Raw genomic sequence first — 15,651 nt, 5'->3', positions numbered from 1 at the left:
CATGACCGACATCGACGATATCCATCATCCCCGGGATCGCCGGGACCCGTTCGGCTTCGACGACGCGTCAGACGCGCGCCGCGACATGAGCGAGGAGCTTCACCCGCGACCGACAGGCCTGCGCGACGCCGTTGACCGGTGGGGGCCCGATCCGGCGCTCTGGCCCGACCCGGCGCTGGCGCAACGGGCGCGGGCGGCGCTGCTCTCCGATCGCACCTTCCGTGCCTATCGCGACGATGCCGTGGTGCTGGACCAGCGCCTCGAAGTCGCCGCCGCGGCGCTCGACACCCGCATCGAGGCCGGACCGCTGGCCCGCATCCGCGCCGGCGTACTGGCGCAGATCACGCCCCAGCCGGTGCGCTGGGCAAGGCGGCTCGCGGCAGCGGCCGCGGTCGTCCTCGTCGCCGGCGCGCTCGGCGGCGCGTCGAGCGTGTTCCTTGCGCCCGGCGACGACGACATGCGCGTCGCAAGCATCGTTCAGCTCGATCCGCTGCTGTTCGGGCCGTCCGAGCTCGGCTTCTGATGGCAAGGACCGTTCAGCCGCGTCGCCGGCGCATCTCCTGGCTCTGGGTGGCGCTCGTCCTGTCGCTCGCCGTCAACGCCTTCGTGCTCGGCGCCTTCGTCACCGAGCGCATCGGCGTGCGCAAGGGCGATGGCGGGCCGCGCGTGGTGCGCATGGAACTGCGCTGGCTGAAAGACCGGTTGCCGCCCGAGGCCGTCGACAAGATCGAGACCTCGCTGAGCGGCCTGAAGCCCGATATCGTCGCGCGGATCGACCGTCTGAAGACCCTTCGTGCCGAACTCGCGACGCTGGCCGCGGCGCCGGAGCCCGACCGCGCAGCCATTGACGCCAATCTGCGCGAGATCCGGCTCGAGGTCGGCGCCATGCAGGAGCAGATCCAGTCGCGCACCTTCGATGCCGTGCTGGCGCTGCCGCCGGCCGACCGCGCCCCGCTGGCGAAGCCGGCGGCGAACTAGGCTTCCGCGTTTTCGGGGGAGCGGCTTCCGAGCGCGAAGCAGCCTTCGAGCGCGGTCGCGCCTGCCGGCGTCAGCTTTCCGTGCTCGCGGATCGTCGCCAGCCCCTGCTGGAAGAGAATGCCGTTCTCGCGCCGGCGCGCCGCCACATCCCGCCGCTCCGCCTCCGTCAGGTCGCCCGCCTCGGCGATCTCGGCAAGCGCCATCCCCATGCGGCCGAGGACATAGGTGGCGTGGATGATGCCGTCCATCGGCCGCGCGTCGACCCGGAGCGGGGAGGAATAGCGGGCGTCCTTCGGGTTTGTGGAGAGTTCGCCGGCATCGACGAGGCCGTTCAGCAGCGTGTGCGAAGCCTCGTGCACGAGCGTTTCGGCGAGCGCGATCCGGTTCGCCCTCGCGGGATCGAGCTGGATGCCGCCCCACAGATAGGGGCTCGATGCGCTGGCGAAGGAATTGGCGCCGAAGCCGGTCGCGCTGCCGGCGAAGACGATCTCGTTGCAGAAGACCCGGATTTCGGCTCCGAATTCGGGCGCCGCCCTGTCGAGCAGCGCGAGAGCGTCCAGGACGCGGGCGCGGCCGGAGGCGAAGGCTTCGCTGCCCACCCCGCTGATTTCGATCGGGGCGTCGGGATCGTCGTCGAGCAGGATGGCATAGAGTTCGGAGGCTTCGGCGCCGAGTTCCGCGCCGAAGAGGTCGACGATGCGCAGTGTCACCGCCGCGTCGCGGTCGACGGCGGCGAGCCTCTCGACGCCGCGCGCCACGGCGTCGTCGTCATCGGACTGGATCGCATCGACGAGAGAGGTGTAGAGCGCGAAGACGAGCGGCCTGACAGGTCCGGCCTCGACCCGGTCCGCCAGTTCGCGCAGCGCATGAGCGCCGGTGAAGCCGTTGCTGGCGAGGGCGCCGGCGATTGCGCCGAGGCTCGCCGCGAGATTGCCGCGGACGCGCCGGTCGAGCGCGGCCGCGCGGATCGGATCCGCGCCATAGCCGAAATGAACGGTTGCCGTCTCTTCAACCATGACGCGCTTTCAGGCTGTGACTCAGGCAGTCGCGGCGGTCTCTTCCGCTGTGTTGACCGCTGCTTCTTCCGCCGCGTCGGTATTCAGCGCCAGGATCACGGCTTCCTCGTCCATCTGGACCGGCAGCCCCATCACTTTTTCCATTCTCAGCCCCTTTTGGATCGGTCGGTGTCCACCGACCACATGTGAATGGCGGACAGCGCCCAGCGCGCCGCCGCCTCTCGTCAGGCGCGCGGGGACGCCGAAGCATCCCGCGCGTGATCATGCGATTACGCCGCTTCGGTCGAGGCCGGCCGCTCCTCGCTCGCCGGCAGCTCGGCCTCGGCGGTCTGAACCGTGTTCAGCGTCTCGAGGATCTGCGTCTCGTCGAGCAGGGTTTCGCTCAAGCCGCCTTTGTCGATGCCGCGACGGGCGATCGTCGAACGCGCGCCGGCGCTGAAGCCGAACAGCTGCGAAGACGACAAAAGGGCGCGGGTGGATTCGATCCTGGATGACATGGTTTCCTCCTGATGCTCAAAAGTCTCGGGGATGTCATGGCAGCCGAGCCCCCACGGCCGTCATTGCGCGATAACTTCGTCAGGCTGGCACGTTGCATGGACGCCCGCAAGACGAATTGCTTGTCATCGGACGACCCGGCAAAGACCGGACGCCAGCCGCGAAGATCAGGCTTCGGAACGGTCCTCGCCGGCCGGCGTCGATGCTTCCGGCGTCGTTTCGACGCCGTTCAGTTCGGCCAGGATCGTGCCTTCGTCGGTTGGAAGGTCGAGGCCGGCCTCCTTGCCCGCGCGGCGCGCAGCGGTGCTGCGGCCGGTGCCGGAAAAGCCGAAAAGGCTGCCGGCCGCGAGGCTCGCGCGGGTATTCTTCGCAATGTCGGACACGTGACGGTTCCCCCTGCAGTCATGCGTGGCGGCAATACAGAACAAGCCGTGGATGGATCGCGAATCGACATGACTCAGCTTGCCCCGGTCGATCCGCGGTGATTAGCGTTACATGCTTCATACTGTTCCGCAATCGTCTTCGCCGCGGCGCCCGGTCGGCGCGGCAAGGGGCCCGGCGATGATCCTCTTCCTGACGGCGCGCGGTCACCAGGTGACGGTGGGAACGCTGGTCGCCGATGCACTCGGCGTCCCGATCCCGAAGACGATGGCGCTCAGCTATGACGCGATGCTGCGCGCTCAGCGCGTTCCCGCGGCGACCGTGATCTTCACGGATATCGAACGCCTCTCGCCCTTCGAGCTGCTGCTCGCCTCCGATGTCTTCCGTTCGCTGCGGTCGGCGGGGCTGCGATGCCTCAACGATCCGGCCGTCGTGCCGACCCGCTACGAGCTGCTGCGCAAGCTGAGGCGCGCCGGCATCAATCCGTTCGGCATCTACCGCGCCGAGGACGAGCCGCAGCCCGAGCGGTTCCCCGTTTTCGTCCGCAACGACAACGACCACAACTCCGCCGTCTCCGATCTCATCCAGACTCAGGAGGAACTCGACGCCTTCCTCGCCGAGGGTGTCAGGGCCGGCCGGCCGAGGCGCGGTCTCGTGGTGATCGAGTTCTGCGGCGAACCGGCCGGCGACGGGCTCTGGCGCAAGTTCGGATCGTTCCATATCGGCGGCCATGTCTATCTCGACCACCACATCACCGAGCCGCACTGGATGGTGAAATACGGCCGTGGTGGCGCTCGTCCGCCGGAATGGCTGGCGCGGGACGAGAACCGCCGCGTGTTGGCCAACGAATGTCCGGAGGTCATCGGCGAGGCCTTTCGCATCGCCGGCATCGACTATGGCCGCGCCGATCACGCGACGGTCGCGGGGCGCCCCGTCATCTACGAGATCAACACCAATCCCTCGATCTGGCTGCCCAAGGCGCAATCCTGGCCGATCCGCGACGAGACGCTGGCGGTCGGCCGTCGCCGCATGGCCGAGGCCTTCTGGGCGATCGACAGCGGCGACGGCACGCCGATCCCCTGGGAGCCGACCGAGCGCGTCCGGCTGCATCGCGACGCGCTGACCGACAAAGACTGGTCGCCGCCGAGACCGTGAGCTGCAGGCAAAACCCTGACCGCAAAAGAAAAGGGGCCGCTCGCGCGGCCCCAGTTCGGAGGAAGTCGGTTCGGGCGGCTCAGCGCGCGGCAGTCAGCCGCTCGGCGTCGGCGGCCGTGAGCGGGGCAGGGCGCTCGACGGTCGTCGAGAGCGTGACGACGTTGCGGCTGACGGCCGCATCGAGGATCGAGACCATCACGTCGAGCGCATGCAGTGCGACCCGGCCCGAGCAGCGCGCCTCGCGGCCCTGCTCGGCGGCATCCAGCATGTCGGCGACGCCGAGCATGCGGTAATTCGCATGGCCCTGGTCGGCGCCCCAGTTGCCCTTGCCGAACGGCGCCGTCGAGGTGTCGACGGGGATGTAGTCGCCGCTGCGCTCGGAATACTGCACGGTGCCGCCGAAGAAGTTCGGATCGGGGACCAGCATCGAGCCTTCGGTACCGTAGAGCTCGATCGGGTTGACATGGCCGTGCTTCCACACGTCCCAGCTTGCCGCGAGCGTCACCTGCGCGCCGGTCTTGAACTCTAGGACGGCGTTGATGGTCGTCGGGGTGCCCACGGGGACGGTCTTGCCCTTGAGCGGCCCCTCGGCGGTCACGAGCCGCTCCTCGAAGCCCTTCGAGGCGAAGGCCGCGACATGCGTCACCGGGCCGATCAGATTGACCATCGCGGCGATGTAGTAGGGGCCGAGATCGAGGATCGGGCCGCCGCCGGGCTGAAAGAAGAAGCCCGGATTGGGATGCCAGTGCTCCATGCCGTGGCTCATGACATGCATGGTGCCGGAGACGATGCGGCCGATGGCGCCCTCGTCGAGCAGCTTGCGGGCCGTCTGGCCGCCGCCGCCGAGGAAGGTGTCCGGCGCGCTGCCGAGCTTCAGCCCGCGCGCATCGGCCTCGGCGACCAGCTTCTTGCCGTCCTCGACGCTGAGCGCGAAGGGCTTCTCGGAATAGGCATGCTTGCCGGCCGAGAGGATGGCGTGGCTGATCTCGTAATGGGCCGAGGGAATGGTCAGGTTGATGACCGTGTCGATCTCCTCGTCCTTGAGGAGTTCGTCGACCGTCAGCGCGCGCACGCCGAACTCGTCGGCCCGCTTCTTGGCCGCTTCGGGAGCGATATCCGCCACGGCGACTATCTTGGTGCCGGGGAAGAGCGGCGCCAGCTTCAGATAGGCCTGCGAGATGTTGCCGGCGCCGATCAGGCCGATCTTGTGGATGGTGGACATTCGTGCGGGCCTCAGACGGCGAAGGACTTGATGGCGGCGAAGGAACGCTCGGCGAAGCGCTTCCAGTCGGCCGGGTTGTCATGCTCGGCGACGAGCACGCCGGCTTTCGGCGCCTTGGCGATATGCGGCCACAGTCCCGCCCAGTCGACGGTGCCCTGGCCGACATCCGCCCAGCCGTCCTCGGCGGTCGTGCCGGCGGGGGCGATGTCCTTGATGTGGAAGGCGATGATCTCGGAGGCGAGGCGGTCGATCTCCGGCGCGACGTCCTTGCCGGCGCGCGCCACCCAGCCGAGGTCGAGCTCCGAGGCGACGCCGTTGCCGATCAGGTGGTCGATCGGGCGCGAGCCGTCGGCCAGCGTCGCATATTCGAAGTCGTGATTGTGGTAGCCGAGGCCGAGGCCGGCGGCCTTGGCCGTCCCGGCGGTCTTGGCCAGCGTCTCGCCGAGCTTCTTCCAGCCATCGACATCGGTCGGCCGGTCGTCGGCGCCGATATAGGGGATGACGATGGTGTGGGCGCCGATCGTCTTGGCGATGTCGATAAAGCGGGCGGTGTCGCCGGTCACGCCGTCGAGCGGCGCATGGAAGGTAGGCGTCTTGAGGCCGGCCGCATCGACCTTGGCGCGATAGCCGGCGGCGTCGTCGCCATAGAGCGGGTAATAGGGCTCGACCGCGTCATAGCCGATCTTCGCCAGGCCCTCGAGAACGGTCTCTAGCGGGGGAAAATTGCGCGCGGAATAGAGCTGGAAGGAGATGAGGTGCTTCGGCATGGGATTCTCGCGAAAGCTTTGTGGGGGCGGAAGCCGGGGAGGGGATCCCCGGCATGCGAATCAGAGGCGGGCGCCGCTCGCTTTATCAAAGATCGAGGACTGCGACGGCGAGAAGAAGGCATCGACGGAGGCCGGCGTCGCCACATGATCTTCGCCGTCGATGCGGACGGAGAACTGCGTGCCGGAGACATGGCCCCAGACGAGGCTGTCGGCGCCCATCGGCTCGAGCATCGTCAGCTTGATCGGCAGCACAGTCGCGTCTTCGCTCGTCTTCACCAGGTCGACCTGCTCAGGGCGGATGCCGAGCGTCGCCGCCTGGCCATCCTTCGGCGTCCCCGAGAATTCGTAACCGGCGAGCGAAAGGCGGGTTCCATCCGAGAGGAGGAAACCGGCGCCGTCGGCGTCCATCTTGAGCGTGCCGTCGACGAAATTCATGCCCGGCGAACCGACGAAGCCGGCGACGAAGCGGTTGACCGGCCGGCGGTAGATCTCCTTCGGCGAGGCGAGCTGCTGGATGACGCCGCCATTCATGACCGCGATGCGGTCGGCGAGCGTCAGCGCCTCGATCTGGTCATGCGTCACATAGATCATCGTCGAGCCGAGCTCGTGATGCAGCCGCTTGATCTCGACGCGGAGTTCGGTCCTGAGCTTGGCGTCGAGGTTGGAGAGCGGCTCGTCGAACAGGAACACGTCGACGTCGCGCACCAGGGCCCGGCCGATCGCGACGCGCTGGCGCTGGCCGCCCGAGAGCTCGGCCGGCTTGCGTTCCAGCAGCGGCTCGATCTGCAGGATCTTCGAGGCCTTGGCGACACGCTTCTCGATCTCCTCATGCGGCGTGCGCGCCATCTTGAGACCGAAGGAGAGATTGCCGCGAACGCTCATGCGCGGATAGAGCGCATAGGACTGGAACACCATGCCGATGCCGCGGTCCTTGGGCTCCTCCCAGGTGACGTTCTTGCCGCCGATCCAGATCTGGCCGGCCGTGACGTCGAGAAGACCCGCGACCGCGTTGAGCAGAGTGGACTTGCCGCAGCCGGAGGGCCCGAGCAGCACGATGAACTCGCCCTCGCCGATCTCGAGATTGAGGGTCTTCAGGACCTGGACCGTGCCGAAGTCGATCTCGAGATTGCGGATGGAGACGGTTGCCATGCTTTACCCCTTCACGGCGCCGGCGGCGATGCCGCGAACGAACCAGCGGCCCGACACGAAATAGACGACGAGCGGCACCAGCGCTGTCAGGATCGTCGCGGCCATGTTGACGTTGTAGAGCTTCTCGCCCTGGGTCGAATTGACGATGTTGTTCAGCTGAACGGTCATCGGAAGGTTCTCGCGGCCGGCGAAGACGACGCCGAACAGGAAGTCGTTCCAGATGCCGGTCACCTGCAGAATGACGGCGACGATGATGATCGGCGTCGACATCGGCAGCATCAGGCGGAAGAAGATCGCCCAGAAGCCACCGCCATCGACGCGCGCCGCCTTGAAGAGCTCGATCGGCAGGCTCGAATAATAGTTGCGGAAGAGGAGCGTCATCAGCGGCAGGCCGAAGATCGTGTGCGTGACGACGATGCCCGCCATCGTCCCGTAGATGCCGACCGACGAATAGATGCGCACCAGCGGGTAGATGAACACCTGGTAGGGCAGGAAGGCGCCGAGCAGCAGCACGGCGAAGAGGAGGTTGGAGCCCCGCGCCCGCCACAGCGACAGCGCATAGCCGGTGAGCGCGCCGATGAAGATCGAGATGATGACGCTCGGCACCAGGATGCGGATCGAGTTCCAGAACCCGACCTTGATGCCGCCGCAGTTGAGGCCGGTGCAGGCCGAGTTCCAGGCCTGCAGCCAGGGCTCGATCGTCCACGCCTCGGGCAGCGAGAAGATGTTGCCGAGGCGGATCTCCGACATCGGCTTCAGCGACGTCACGATCATCACATACATCGGCAGCAGGAAGAACGCCGCGGCGATGACGAGGAAGACATAGAGCCCGACACGGTCGGCCGTGAGCCGTTTTGGCCGCGGGCCGGAGGGCTCAAGGGCGGTGGTGCTGGCGGTCATGGTGGCGGTCGCCATCAGCGCCTCTCCCTCTTCGGACGGAAATATTCGTAGTAGAGCCAGGGCGTGATGATCACGAGCACGATCACCAGGAGGATCGACGACGCCGCCGTGGCGAGGCCGATATTCGCGCGGCCGAACAGGTAGTCGAGGATGAACTTGGCCGGCACGTCGGTGGAGATGCCCGGACCGCCGCCGGTGAGCGCCAGCACGAGGTCGTAGACGCGGACCACGGCGAGCGACAGCAGCACCACCGAGGTGATGATGGTCGGGCGCAGCATCGGGATGATGATGTTGAAATAGACGCGCCAGGTCGGGATGCCGTCGATCTTCGCGGCCTTCCAGAGCTCCTGGTCGATGCCCCTGAGGCCGGAAAGCATCAGCGCCATGACGAGGCCGGATGCCTGCCAGACGCCGGCGATGATCACGACATAGATCGCGCGGTCATTGCGGATGATCCAGTCGAACTGGAAGTCGGTCCAGCCGAGATTGCGCACATATTGCTGCAGGCCGAGCGTCGGGTTGAGGATCCACTGCCAGGCGAGGCCGGTCACGATGAAGGACATCGCGTAGGGGTAGAGGAAGATCGTCCGGAACGTGTTCTCGAAGCGGATCTTCTGGTCGAGCGCCGCGGCGAGGAGAAAGCCGAGCACGAGGCAGACGGCGATCAGGCCGATGCCGAAGATGACCATGTTCTCCAGCGAGATCGACCAGCGCGAGGTGGCGAACAGCCGCTCGTACTGACGCAGTCCGGAGAAGGCGAAGGTTGGCAGCAGCTTGGATTCGGTGAAGGAAATCTGCACCGTCCAGAGCATCGTGCCGAGATAGGCGAAGACGACTACGATGAAGGCCGGGAACAACGCCACATAGGTGGCTACATTCATGCGGCGACGGGTCTTCATGCGTCCCGACCTCCCGAGTTTGGCGGGCCACTCAAGAAAAGCCCGGCCGCGCCATCATCGCGCAGCCGGGCCGATGTCGTCGAGGACTACTTGGCCTGGGCGACCGTGTCGTTCCACTTGCCGACGAACTCGTCCGCCGTCATCGTGGGCGTGGCCCAGTATTCGCCGACCACGTCCTGCAGGCTCTGCACGACGTCCTGCGAGGCGAGGATGTCGGTCGCCGGGATCTGCTTCGCCGGGTCCTGGAGGACTTCGACGCCGATCTTGGCGCAGGCGTCGAGCTGGGAGTTGTCGACGTCGAGGCGGACCGGAACCGAGCCCTTCTTGGCGTTGAACTTCACCTGAGCGTCCTTGGACATGAAGACCGTCGCCAGGAGGTCCTGCGCCTTGGTGCCCTGCTCATCCTTCAGCTTCGGGAAGATGAAGACGTCGCCACCCATGACGAAGTTCTTCTCGCCCGGCCCGAGGATACAGCCGAAGTCCTTGCCGGCGACCTGATTGGCCAGCACGAACTCGCCCTTCGCCCAGTCACCCATGAACTGGAAGCCGGCCTTGCCCGAGATGACCATGCCGGTCGCGACGTTCCAGTCGCGGTTGGCGTTGCCGGGGTCCGAGTAGTCGCGCAGCTTGCCGAAGGTCTCGGCGACCTTCTTGAACTCGGGCGACGTGACCGCGGCCGGATCGAGGTCCTTGTAGACCTTCATATAGAGGTCCTTGCCGCCTTCGCCGAGCAGGATGGAGTTGAACATGAGGTTCAGCTGCCAGGGCTGCCCGCCCACGGCGACCGGGATCACGCCGGCGGCCTTGAGCTTGTCGGCGGCGGCGAAGAACTCGTCCCAGGTCGTCGGCTCGGCGATGCCGTTCTTTTCCAGCAGCGCCTTGTTGTACCAGAGCCAGTTCTGGCCATGGTTGTTGACCGGGGCAGCCATGACATGGCCGTCGCGGACGATCGCCTCGTAGAAGGCCGGCGGAAGGGCTTCCTTCCAGCCTTCCTTGGCCGCGACGTCGTCGAGATTGCGCAGCAGACCCTGAGCGGCGAGCTCGTCGATCTGGGTGCCGGTGTTGAACTGCATCGCGCCTGGCGGGTCACCGCCAATGATGCGGTTGATGCCGATCGGGCGCGCCGTCGAGCCCGAGCCGCCGATCGCGGTGTCGACCCACTGGCCGCCGGCCGCGTCGAACTCCTTGGCGAATTCCTGCACCGCGGCCGCTTCGCCGCCCGAAGTCCACCAATGGAACACTTCGAGCTTCAGCGGCTCCTGCGCCAGCGCCGGGCCGGCCATCAGCGCGACCATGGCGGCAGCACCGAAGAGTGCCTTCGTCATCTGCTTCATACTTGAAACCCTCCCAGGTTCAGACGTCTGCATCGGGCAGACGCCTATCGCACCGGACGGCCCGAGTGCTCTTGGCTCAACGGGCCGGCCGAATTCTTGTAATCGATTACATCTACTGTATGCTTCCTGGATCGGCTGTCAACGCGAATATATTTTGCGCTGCAAAAGAAACGTCCGAAGATAGGGATGTCGGCCGACGGGGCAGGAAGGCGGGGCGGGATGACGACGACAGAGGATCATGCGCCGAGCGCGCGAGCCGTGACGATTCAGGACGTTGCGCGCCTTGCCGGCGTATCGACGGCGACCGTGAGCCGCGCGCTGGCCCTGCCGGACCGCGTGACGGAGGCGACTCGCGAGGCCGTCCTGTCCGCGATTCGAGAGACCGGCTACACGCCGAATGCTGCAGCGCGGTCGTTGCGCGCCAAGTCGACCCGCATGGTGCTGGTGCTGCTGCCGGGCATCGGCAACTCCTTCTTCACGCCTGTCCTCAATGCGCTCGAGGAGGTTTTTTCCGACCAGGGCTACGGTGTCCTGGTCGGCTATACGCGCCAGAGCCGCCGGCGCGAGACGCATTATGCGCGGGTGATCCGTGCCGGGCAGGTCGACGGCGTCCTCGTGGTGACGGGCAACGTGCCGCGCGACGAGGAATTCGTCGCGGTGCCCGACCAGGTGCCGATCTCGCTGATGTTCGCCGGCATTCCGGGCGGCGACCGGTTCTCCGTCTTCGATGTGGACAACCGCGCCGCTGCGGCGACCATGGTCGGCCACATGATCGCGGCGGGCCATCGGCGCATCGCCCATATCACCGGGCCGGAAGGCAGCATCGAGACCAACGAGCGCTTCGGCGGCTATTGCGACGCGCTCACGGCGGCCGGGCTCGCGGTCGAGGAGAGCCTCGTATGGCGCGGCGCCGGCAATTTCGACTTCGTCTCGGGCGACCGCGCGGCGGCGCGCTATTTCGCGCTCGATGACCGGCCGACCGCTGTCTTCGCCGCCGCCGACGAGATCGCACTCGGCTTCATCCGCAGTCTGAAGACCGGCGGCGTCTCGGTGCCGCGCGATGTCTCGGTGGGCGGCTTCGACGACACCGAATATGCCGTGCACTACGATCCGGCGCTGACCACCATGCGCCAGCCGCGAACCGAAATGGGCCGGCTTGCCGCCGAGGATCTGCTGCTCCGCATGTCCGGCAAGGGCGGAGTGAAGCCGCCGACCCATGTGCGCCTGCCCTGCGAACTCGTCCTTCGCGAGAGCATCCGCCGCCTCTGATCACGGCGGCGGACGAAGCGACAGGATGAGCGCCAGAAGCGACGAGAGGGCGCCGAAGAGGCATGTTCCGCTCCAGCCCCATGTCGCGAATGCGAGGCCGCCGAGGCCCGCTCCGAGGGATCCAGAGAGGAGCATGGCGGCCATGAAGACGGTGTTCAGCCGGCTGCGCGCCGCGCGGTCGAGCGCATAGACCTGCGTCTGGTTTGCGACCTGCGAGGTCTGGACGGCGAGATCGAGAAGAAGCGTGCCGGTCACCATCACTGCCATGGAGCCTTGGCCGAGGACCAGCAGAACGAACGAGGCCGTGGCGAGGCCGGTGCCGATCGTCACCACCCGTCGAGACCCGGCGCGATCGGCAAAGCGCCCGGCCAGCGGCGCGGCCAGCGCCCCCGCCGCGCCGACCAGCGCCAGCAGGGCGACGGCGCTGGCGCCCAGACGGTAGGGCGGAGCCTCGAGCGCGAGCGCCAGGCTGGACCAGAAGCCGATGAAGCCCATGAAGACGAGGCACTGGATCAGCGTCGCCCGGCGCAGGACCGGATGCGCGGCGACGAGATGCCAGAGCGATGCCAGCAAGCGCCCGTAGGTGAGAGCCGTCGTCGGCTGGATACGCGGCAGCAGGGCGGCGAGCAGCCCTCCGATCGCGGCCATGACGCCGGCCGCGACAAGAAAGACCAGCCGCCAACCCCAGAGATCCGACGCGATGCCGCTGAATACGCGCGCGAGGAGAATGCCGAGCAGGATGCCGCCGGTCACCGTACCCAGCACCCGCCCCCGCCTGTCGTCTGTCGCGATGGTGACGGCAAAGGGAACGATCTGCTGCGCGACGGTCGCGAAGCCGCCGATCGCGACGCTGGCCACGGCGAGGGCGGCGAAGGATTGAGAAGCAGCGGCCGCGAGCAGCGCGAGCACGAGCGCGCCGATGGTGAACAGCATCAGAGACCGCCGCTCCAGCCGGTCTCCGAGCGGCGCAAGGAAGAGCACGCCGATCGCGTTTCCGAGTTGCGTGACGACGGGTATCGCCGCGACCCCGGCGGCCGAGATGGCGAAATCGCGCCCGATATGGCCGAGCATCGCCTGATTGTAATAGCTGTTGGCGACAGCGGCGCCGGCGGCGACGGCGAGCAGACGGACAAGGGCGGCGGAGGCGAAGGGCGGGCTGGTCATCGCCACGTTCTGCGGCGCGCCGCGCGATCGCTCAAACCATAAGCCTTGAGCTTCGCGTTAGGCCGGCTAATGTGAGTTCATGAGTCCATTGCCGTGGCTCGGCCTGCGGGCCTTTGTCGAAGTCGGGCGCCGAGGGGCGATCAAGTCCGCCGCGCCGGCTCTGGGCGTGACGCCCGGAGCGATCAGCCAGCAGATCAAGGCGCTGGAACGCAGGCTCGGCACGCCTCTCTTCGAAAGGCATCATCGGTTGCTTCGTCTCACGCCGGAGGGCGCGCGGCTGCTCGCCGAGATCGACGAGAGCTTTGCGGCGATCGAGCAGGCGGTGGCTCGTCGTTCGGGAACCGCTCACCGATCGGGCATCGTCACCGTCAGCACGACGCCGTCGCTGGCCTCGACCTGGCTCGCCGCGCGGCTCGGGCGCTTCACGGCGGCCCATCCATCGGTCGAGGTGAGACTGCAGACCACGGCCGCGCTCGCCGATGTCAGGGGCGGGGAAGCGGATGTCGCGATCCGGCATGGCAAAGGAACCTATGCCGGCCTCGTCAGCGAACGGCTCTTCGCGCCGCGGCTCGTCCTGGTCGCGAGCCCGGCGCTCTTGCGCATGGCGGCGCCGCTCCGCACGGCGGCCGACTGTCTGTCCTTTCCGCTGCTGCAGGACCGGGACCGTCGCGACTGGTCGGTCTGGTTCGCCGCGGCGGGCCTCCGCCCTGACCCCAGAGCATCGGCGGGATCGAGCTTCGGCGACGACGCCTTGCTCATCCGGGCGGCCATCGCCGGCCAGGGGCTCGCGGTGGTCCGCGATGTCTACGCTGCCGACGACCTCGCGGGCGGTCGCCTCGTTCAGCCGCTCGCCACGGCGGCCGAGACGTCGCTCGCCTACCATGTCGTCGTTGCGCCAGACCGGCTCGCACTGCCGCGCGTTGCCGCCTTCCGTGACTGGATCCGGGCAGAGGCGCTGCAGGGCGCCGCCGGATCCTGAGGGCGTCAGCCGCCGATTTCCTCGCGCAGCATCTCAAGCGTCAGCCACTCGTCCTCCGCCGCGGCCTTTTCGGCATGGGCGGCCGACAGCCGGGCGGTGGCAGTGTCGAAGGTCTTACGGTCGGCCGCGAAGAGGTTCGGGCGTGCCAGCGTCGTCTCGAGCTTCGCGATCTCGGCGTCGAGCGCCTCGATCCGCGCCGGCAGCGTTTCCAGCGCGTGCTTCTGCTTGAAGGAGAGCTTCGCCTTCGAGACCGATGCGCGAGGTTCGGCGGCGGCCTTGGCCGGCTTGCCTTCGCCCTTCGCAGCCGCCTTGGCCGCGGTGCGGGCCGGCGCCGCCGCCCCGCGCTGCGCCAGCATGTCGGTGTATCCGCCGGCATACTCCGTCCAGCGTCCGTCGCCTTCGGAAACGATCACGGAGGTCGCGACGCGGTCGAGGAAGTCTCGGTCGTGGCTGACGACGAGGATGGTGCCGGGATAGTCGTCCAACATCTCCTCGAGCAGGTCGAGCGTCTCGAGGTCGAGGTCGTTGGTCGGCTCGTCGAGGACGAGGAGGTTGGAGGGCCGCGCCAGCGCGCGGGCCAGCATCAGCCGGCCGCGCTCGCCGCCCGAAAGCGCGGTGATCGGGGCGCGGGCCTGTTCGGGCTGGAAGAGGAAATCGCGCATATAGCCGATGACGTGCCGCGCCTCGCCATTGACGATCACCGTGTCGCCGCGCCGGTCGGTCAATGCGTCGGAGAGCGTCATGGTCGGGTCGAGACTGTCGCGGCGCTGGTCGAGCGTGACCATCTCGAGATTGGTGCCGAGTTTCACCGTGCCCTCGTCGGGCGCGAGCGTGCCGGTCATGAGATTGAGCAGCGTCGTCTTGCCGGCTCCGTTGGCGCCGACCAGTCCGATGCGATCACCGCGCAGGATGCGGATCGAGAAGTCGCGCACGATCGCCCGGTCGCCGAACGTCTTGGAGACGTTGCGGGCCTCGATCACCGTCTTGCCGGAGAGTTCGCCGTCGCTGGCGACGAGCTTGACCTGCCCGGTCGGCCCGCGCTGCTCGCGCTTCTCGGTCCGGAGGCCCTCCAGCTTGCGCAGCCGGCCCATGTTGCGCTTGCGCCGGGCGGTCACGCCGTAGCGCACCCAGTCCAGCTCCTGCGCGATCTTGCGGTCGAGCCGCTCGCGCTCCTTCTCTTCCTCGTGAAGGACCGCGTCGCGCCATTCCTCGAAGGCGGCGAAGCCCTGCTCGAGCCGCCGCGTCGTGCCGCGATCGAGCCACAGCGTCGCGCGCGACAGCTTTTCGAGGAACCGGCGATCATGGCTGATCAGCACCAGCGCCGATCTGAGACCCGCCAGGGTCTCCTCCAGCCATTCGATGGCCGGGAGGTCGAGATGGTTGGTCGGCTCGTCGAGCAGAAGGATGTCGGGTTCGGGCGCGATCGCCCGCGCGAGCGCCGCGCGCCGCGCCTCGCCGCCGGAGAGCCGCGCCGGCTCCTCCTCGCCGGTAAGGCCGAGCGCGTCGAGCAGCATGCTGGCGCGATAGGGATCGTCGCCGGGGCCGAGCCCGTCCTCGACATAGGCGCGCGTGTTGGGGAAGGCCGAGAGATCGGGCTCCTGCGGCAGGTAGCGCAGGGTCGCGCCCGGCTGCACGAAGCGGTTGCCGCTGTCGGCCTCGACGAGGCCCGCCGCGATCTTGAGCAGCGTCGACTTGCCCGAGCCGTTGCGGCCGACGAAGCAGAGACGCTCGCCGGGCGAGACGGACAGGGTCGCGCTCTCGATGAGCGGGCGGCCGCCGAAAGTGAGGCGGATGTCCTGGAGGAGGAGAAGGGGGGGAGCCATGGGCCGCGATGTAAGGGTGTGTGCCATGCCGAGGCAAGGCGCGCGTGGCGCGGGGGAGATAAATTTGCGCGCCGCCCATGGACGCCTGCTCTTGCCGCCCTAAAAACCGCAGGTCGGAGT

At 67.7% G+C, this 15,651-nt stretch carries 17 protein-coding genes; 5 read left to right on the top strand and 12 right to left on the bottom strand.

What is annotated here, in order from left to right; translation table 11 throughout:
• Position 1 precedes the first annotated feature (1 nt).
• Positions 2-523, top strand: a complete 522-nt coding sequence (locus QO015_RS06320; protein WP_266280747.1) for a hypothetical protein — start codon at positions 2-4, stop codon at positions 521-523.
• Positions 523-978, top strand: a complete 456-nt coding sequence (locus QO015_RS06315; protein ID WP_266280749.1) for a periplasmic heavy metal sensor — start codon at positions 523-525, stop codon at positions 976-978. Before QO015_RS06320 ends, QO015_RS06315 begins: the two co-directional genes overlap by 1 nt.
• Here the strand turns inward: QO015_RS06315 and QO015_RS06310 are convergent.
• From QO015_RS06310 to QO015_RS06295, 4 genes are all read right to left on the bottom strand, one after another.
• Positions 975-1,994, bottom strand: a complete 1,020-nt coding sequence (locus tag QO015_RS06310; RefSeq protein WP_266280751.1) for an aKG-HExxH-type peptide beta-hydroxylase — start codon at positions 1,992-1,994, stop codon at positions 975-977. The two genes, QO015_RS06315 and QO015_RS06310, sit on opposite strands and share 4 nt — an antisense overlap.
• A gap of 21 nt (positions 1,995-2,015) precedes the next feature.
• Positions 2,016-2,138: a hypothetical protein gene (locus tag QO015_RS06305; protein WP_266280753.1), complete on the bottom strand. Its 123-nt coding sequence runs from the start codon at positions 2,136-2,138 to the stop codon at positions 2,016-2,018.
• Positions 2,139-2,263: 125 nt separating this feature from the next.
• Positions 2,264-2,491 (bottom strand): hypothetical protein, encoded by a 228-nt coding sequence (locus tag QO015_RS06300; RefSeq protein ID WP_266280755.1) that lies wholly within the window; start codon positions 2,489-2,491, stop codon positions 2,264-2,266.
• 165 nt (positions 2,492-2,656) lie between these two features.
• Entirely contained in the window at positions 2,657-2,872 is a 216-nt protein-coding gene (locus tag QO015_RS06295; protein WP_266280757.1) for a hypothetical protein, read from the bottom strand.
• Between the two features lie 178 nt (positions 2,873-3,050).
• Here QO015_RS06295 and QO015_RS06290 point away from each other — a divergent pair, with 178 nt between their 5' ends.
• Positions 3,051-4,025 carry a hypothetical protein gene (locus QO015_RS06290; protein WP_266280759.1) on the top strand — a complete coding sequence of 325 codons (975 nt, stop codon included), beginning with the start codon at positions 3,051-3,053 and terminating at the stop codon, positions 4,023-4,025.
• Positions 4,026-4,104: 79 nt separating this feature from the next.
• Here the strand turns inward: QO015_RS06290 and QO015_RS06285 are convergent, their stop codons facing one another.
• From QO015_RS06285 to QO015_RS06260, 6 genes are all read right to left on the bottom strand, one after another.
• On the bottom strand, positions 4,105-5,247 hold the full coding sequence (locus QO015_RS06285; protein ID WP_266280761.1) for a Gfo/Idh/MocA family protein: 1,143 nt from the start codon (positions 5,245-5,247) through the stop codon (positions 4,105-4,107).
• Positions 5,248-5,258: 11 nt separating this feature from the next.
• The gene (locus QO015_RS06280) at positions 5,259-6,014 is read right to left on the bottom strand and encodes a sugar phosphate isomerase/epimerase family protein (protein ID WP_266280762.1); all 756 of its coding nucleotides are present in this window, start codon (positions 6,012-6,014) and stop codon (positions 5,259-5,261) included.
• Between the two features lie 60 nt (positions 6,015-6,074).
• Entirely contained in the window at positions 6,075-7,163 is a 1,089-nt protein-coding gene (locus QO015_RS06275) for an ABC transporter ATP-binding protein (RefSeq protein WP_266280763.1), read from the bottom strand.
• Positions 7,164-7,166: 3 nt separating this feature from the next.
• Complete coding sequence (locus tag QO015_RS06270; protein WP_266280764.1) at positions 7,167-8,078, bottom strand: carbohydrate ABC transporter permease; 912 nt, start codon at positions 8,076-8,078, stop codon at positions 7,167-7,169.
• Positions 8,078-8,962: a carbohydrate ABC transporter permease gene (locus QO015_RS06265; protein WP_266280765.1), complete on the bottom strand. Its 885-nt coding sequence runs from the start codon at positions 8,960-8,962 to the stop codon at positions 8,078-8,080. The genes QO015_RS06270 and QO015_RS06265 overlap by 1 nt, the downstream gene beginning before the upstream one ends.
• Positions 8,963-9,048: 86 nt before the next feature.
• Positions 9,049-10,287 carry an ABC transporter substrate-binding protein gene (locus tag QO015_RS06260; RefSeq protein ID WP_266280766.1) on the bottom strand — a complete coding sequence of 413 codons (1,239 nt, stop codon included), beginning with the start codon at positions 10,285-10,287 and terminating at the stop codon, positions 9,049-9,051.
• Between the two features lie 228 nt (positions 10,288-10,515).
• Here QO015_RS06260 and QO015_RS06255 point away from each other — a divergent pair, with 228 nt between their 5' ends.
• Positions 10,516-11,565, top strand: a complete 1,050-nt coding sequence (locus QO015_RS06255; RefSeq protein ID WP_266280767.1) for a LacI family DNA-binding transcriptional regulator — start codon at positions 10,516-10,518, stop codon at positions 11,563-11,565.
• On the opposite strand, the gene QO015_RS06250 is transcribed toward QO015_RS06255, so the two are convergent.
• Complete coding sequence (locus QO015_RS06250; RefSeq protein WP_266280768.1) at positions 11,566-12,729, bottom strand: MFS transporter; 1,164 nt, start codon at positions 12,727-12,729, stop codon at positions 11,566-11,568.
• A 79-nt stretch (positions 12,730-12,808) separates the two neighbouring features.
• Here QO015_RS06250 and QO015_RS06245 point away from each other — a divergent pair, with 79 nt between their 5' ends.
• Positions 12,809-13,708, top strand: a complete 900-nt coding sequence (locus tag QO015_RS06245) for a LysR substrate-binding domain-containing protein (RefSeq protein WP_266280769.1) — start codon at positions 12,809-12,811, stop codon at positions 13,706-13,708.
• A gap of 5 nt (positions 13,709-13,713) precedes the next feature.
• Here QO015_RS06245 and QO015_RS06240 read toward each other — a convergent pair whose 3' ends face one another.
• Positions 13,714-15,531, bottom strand: a complete 1,818-nt coding sequence (locus tag QO015_RS06240; RefSeq protein ID WP_266280770.1) for an ABC-F family ATP-binding cassette domain-containing protein — start codon at positions 15,529-15,531, stop codon at positions 13,714-13,716.
• Positions 15,532-15,651: the final 120 nt, after the last annotated feature.

The sequence above is a fragment of the Kaistia geumhonensis genome (assembly GCF_030815145.1).
Taxonomy (GTDB): domain Bacteria; phylum Pseudomonadota; class Alphaproteobacteria; order Rhizobiales; family Kaistiaceae; genus Kaistia; species Kaistia geumhonensis.
The sequence above is the reverse complement of the archived record's forward strand: the minus strand, read 5'-3'. Positions and strand labels throughout refer to the sequence as shown.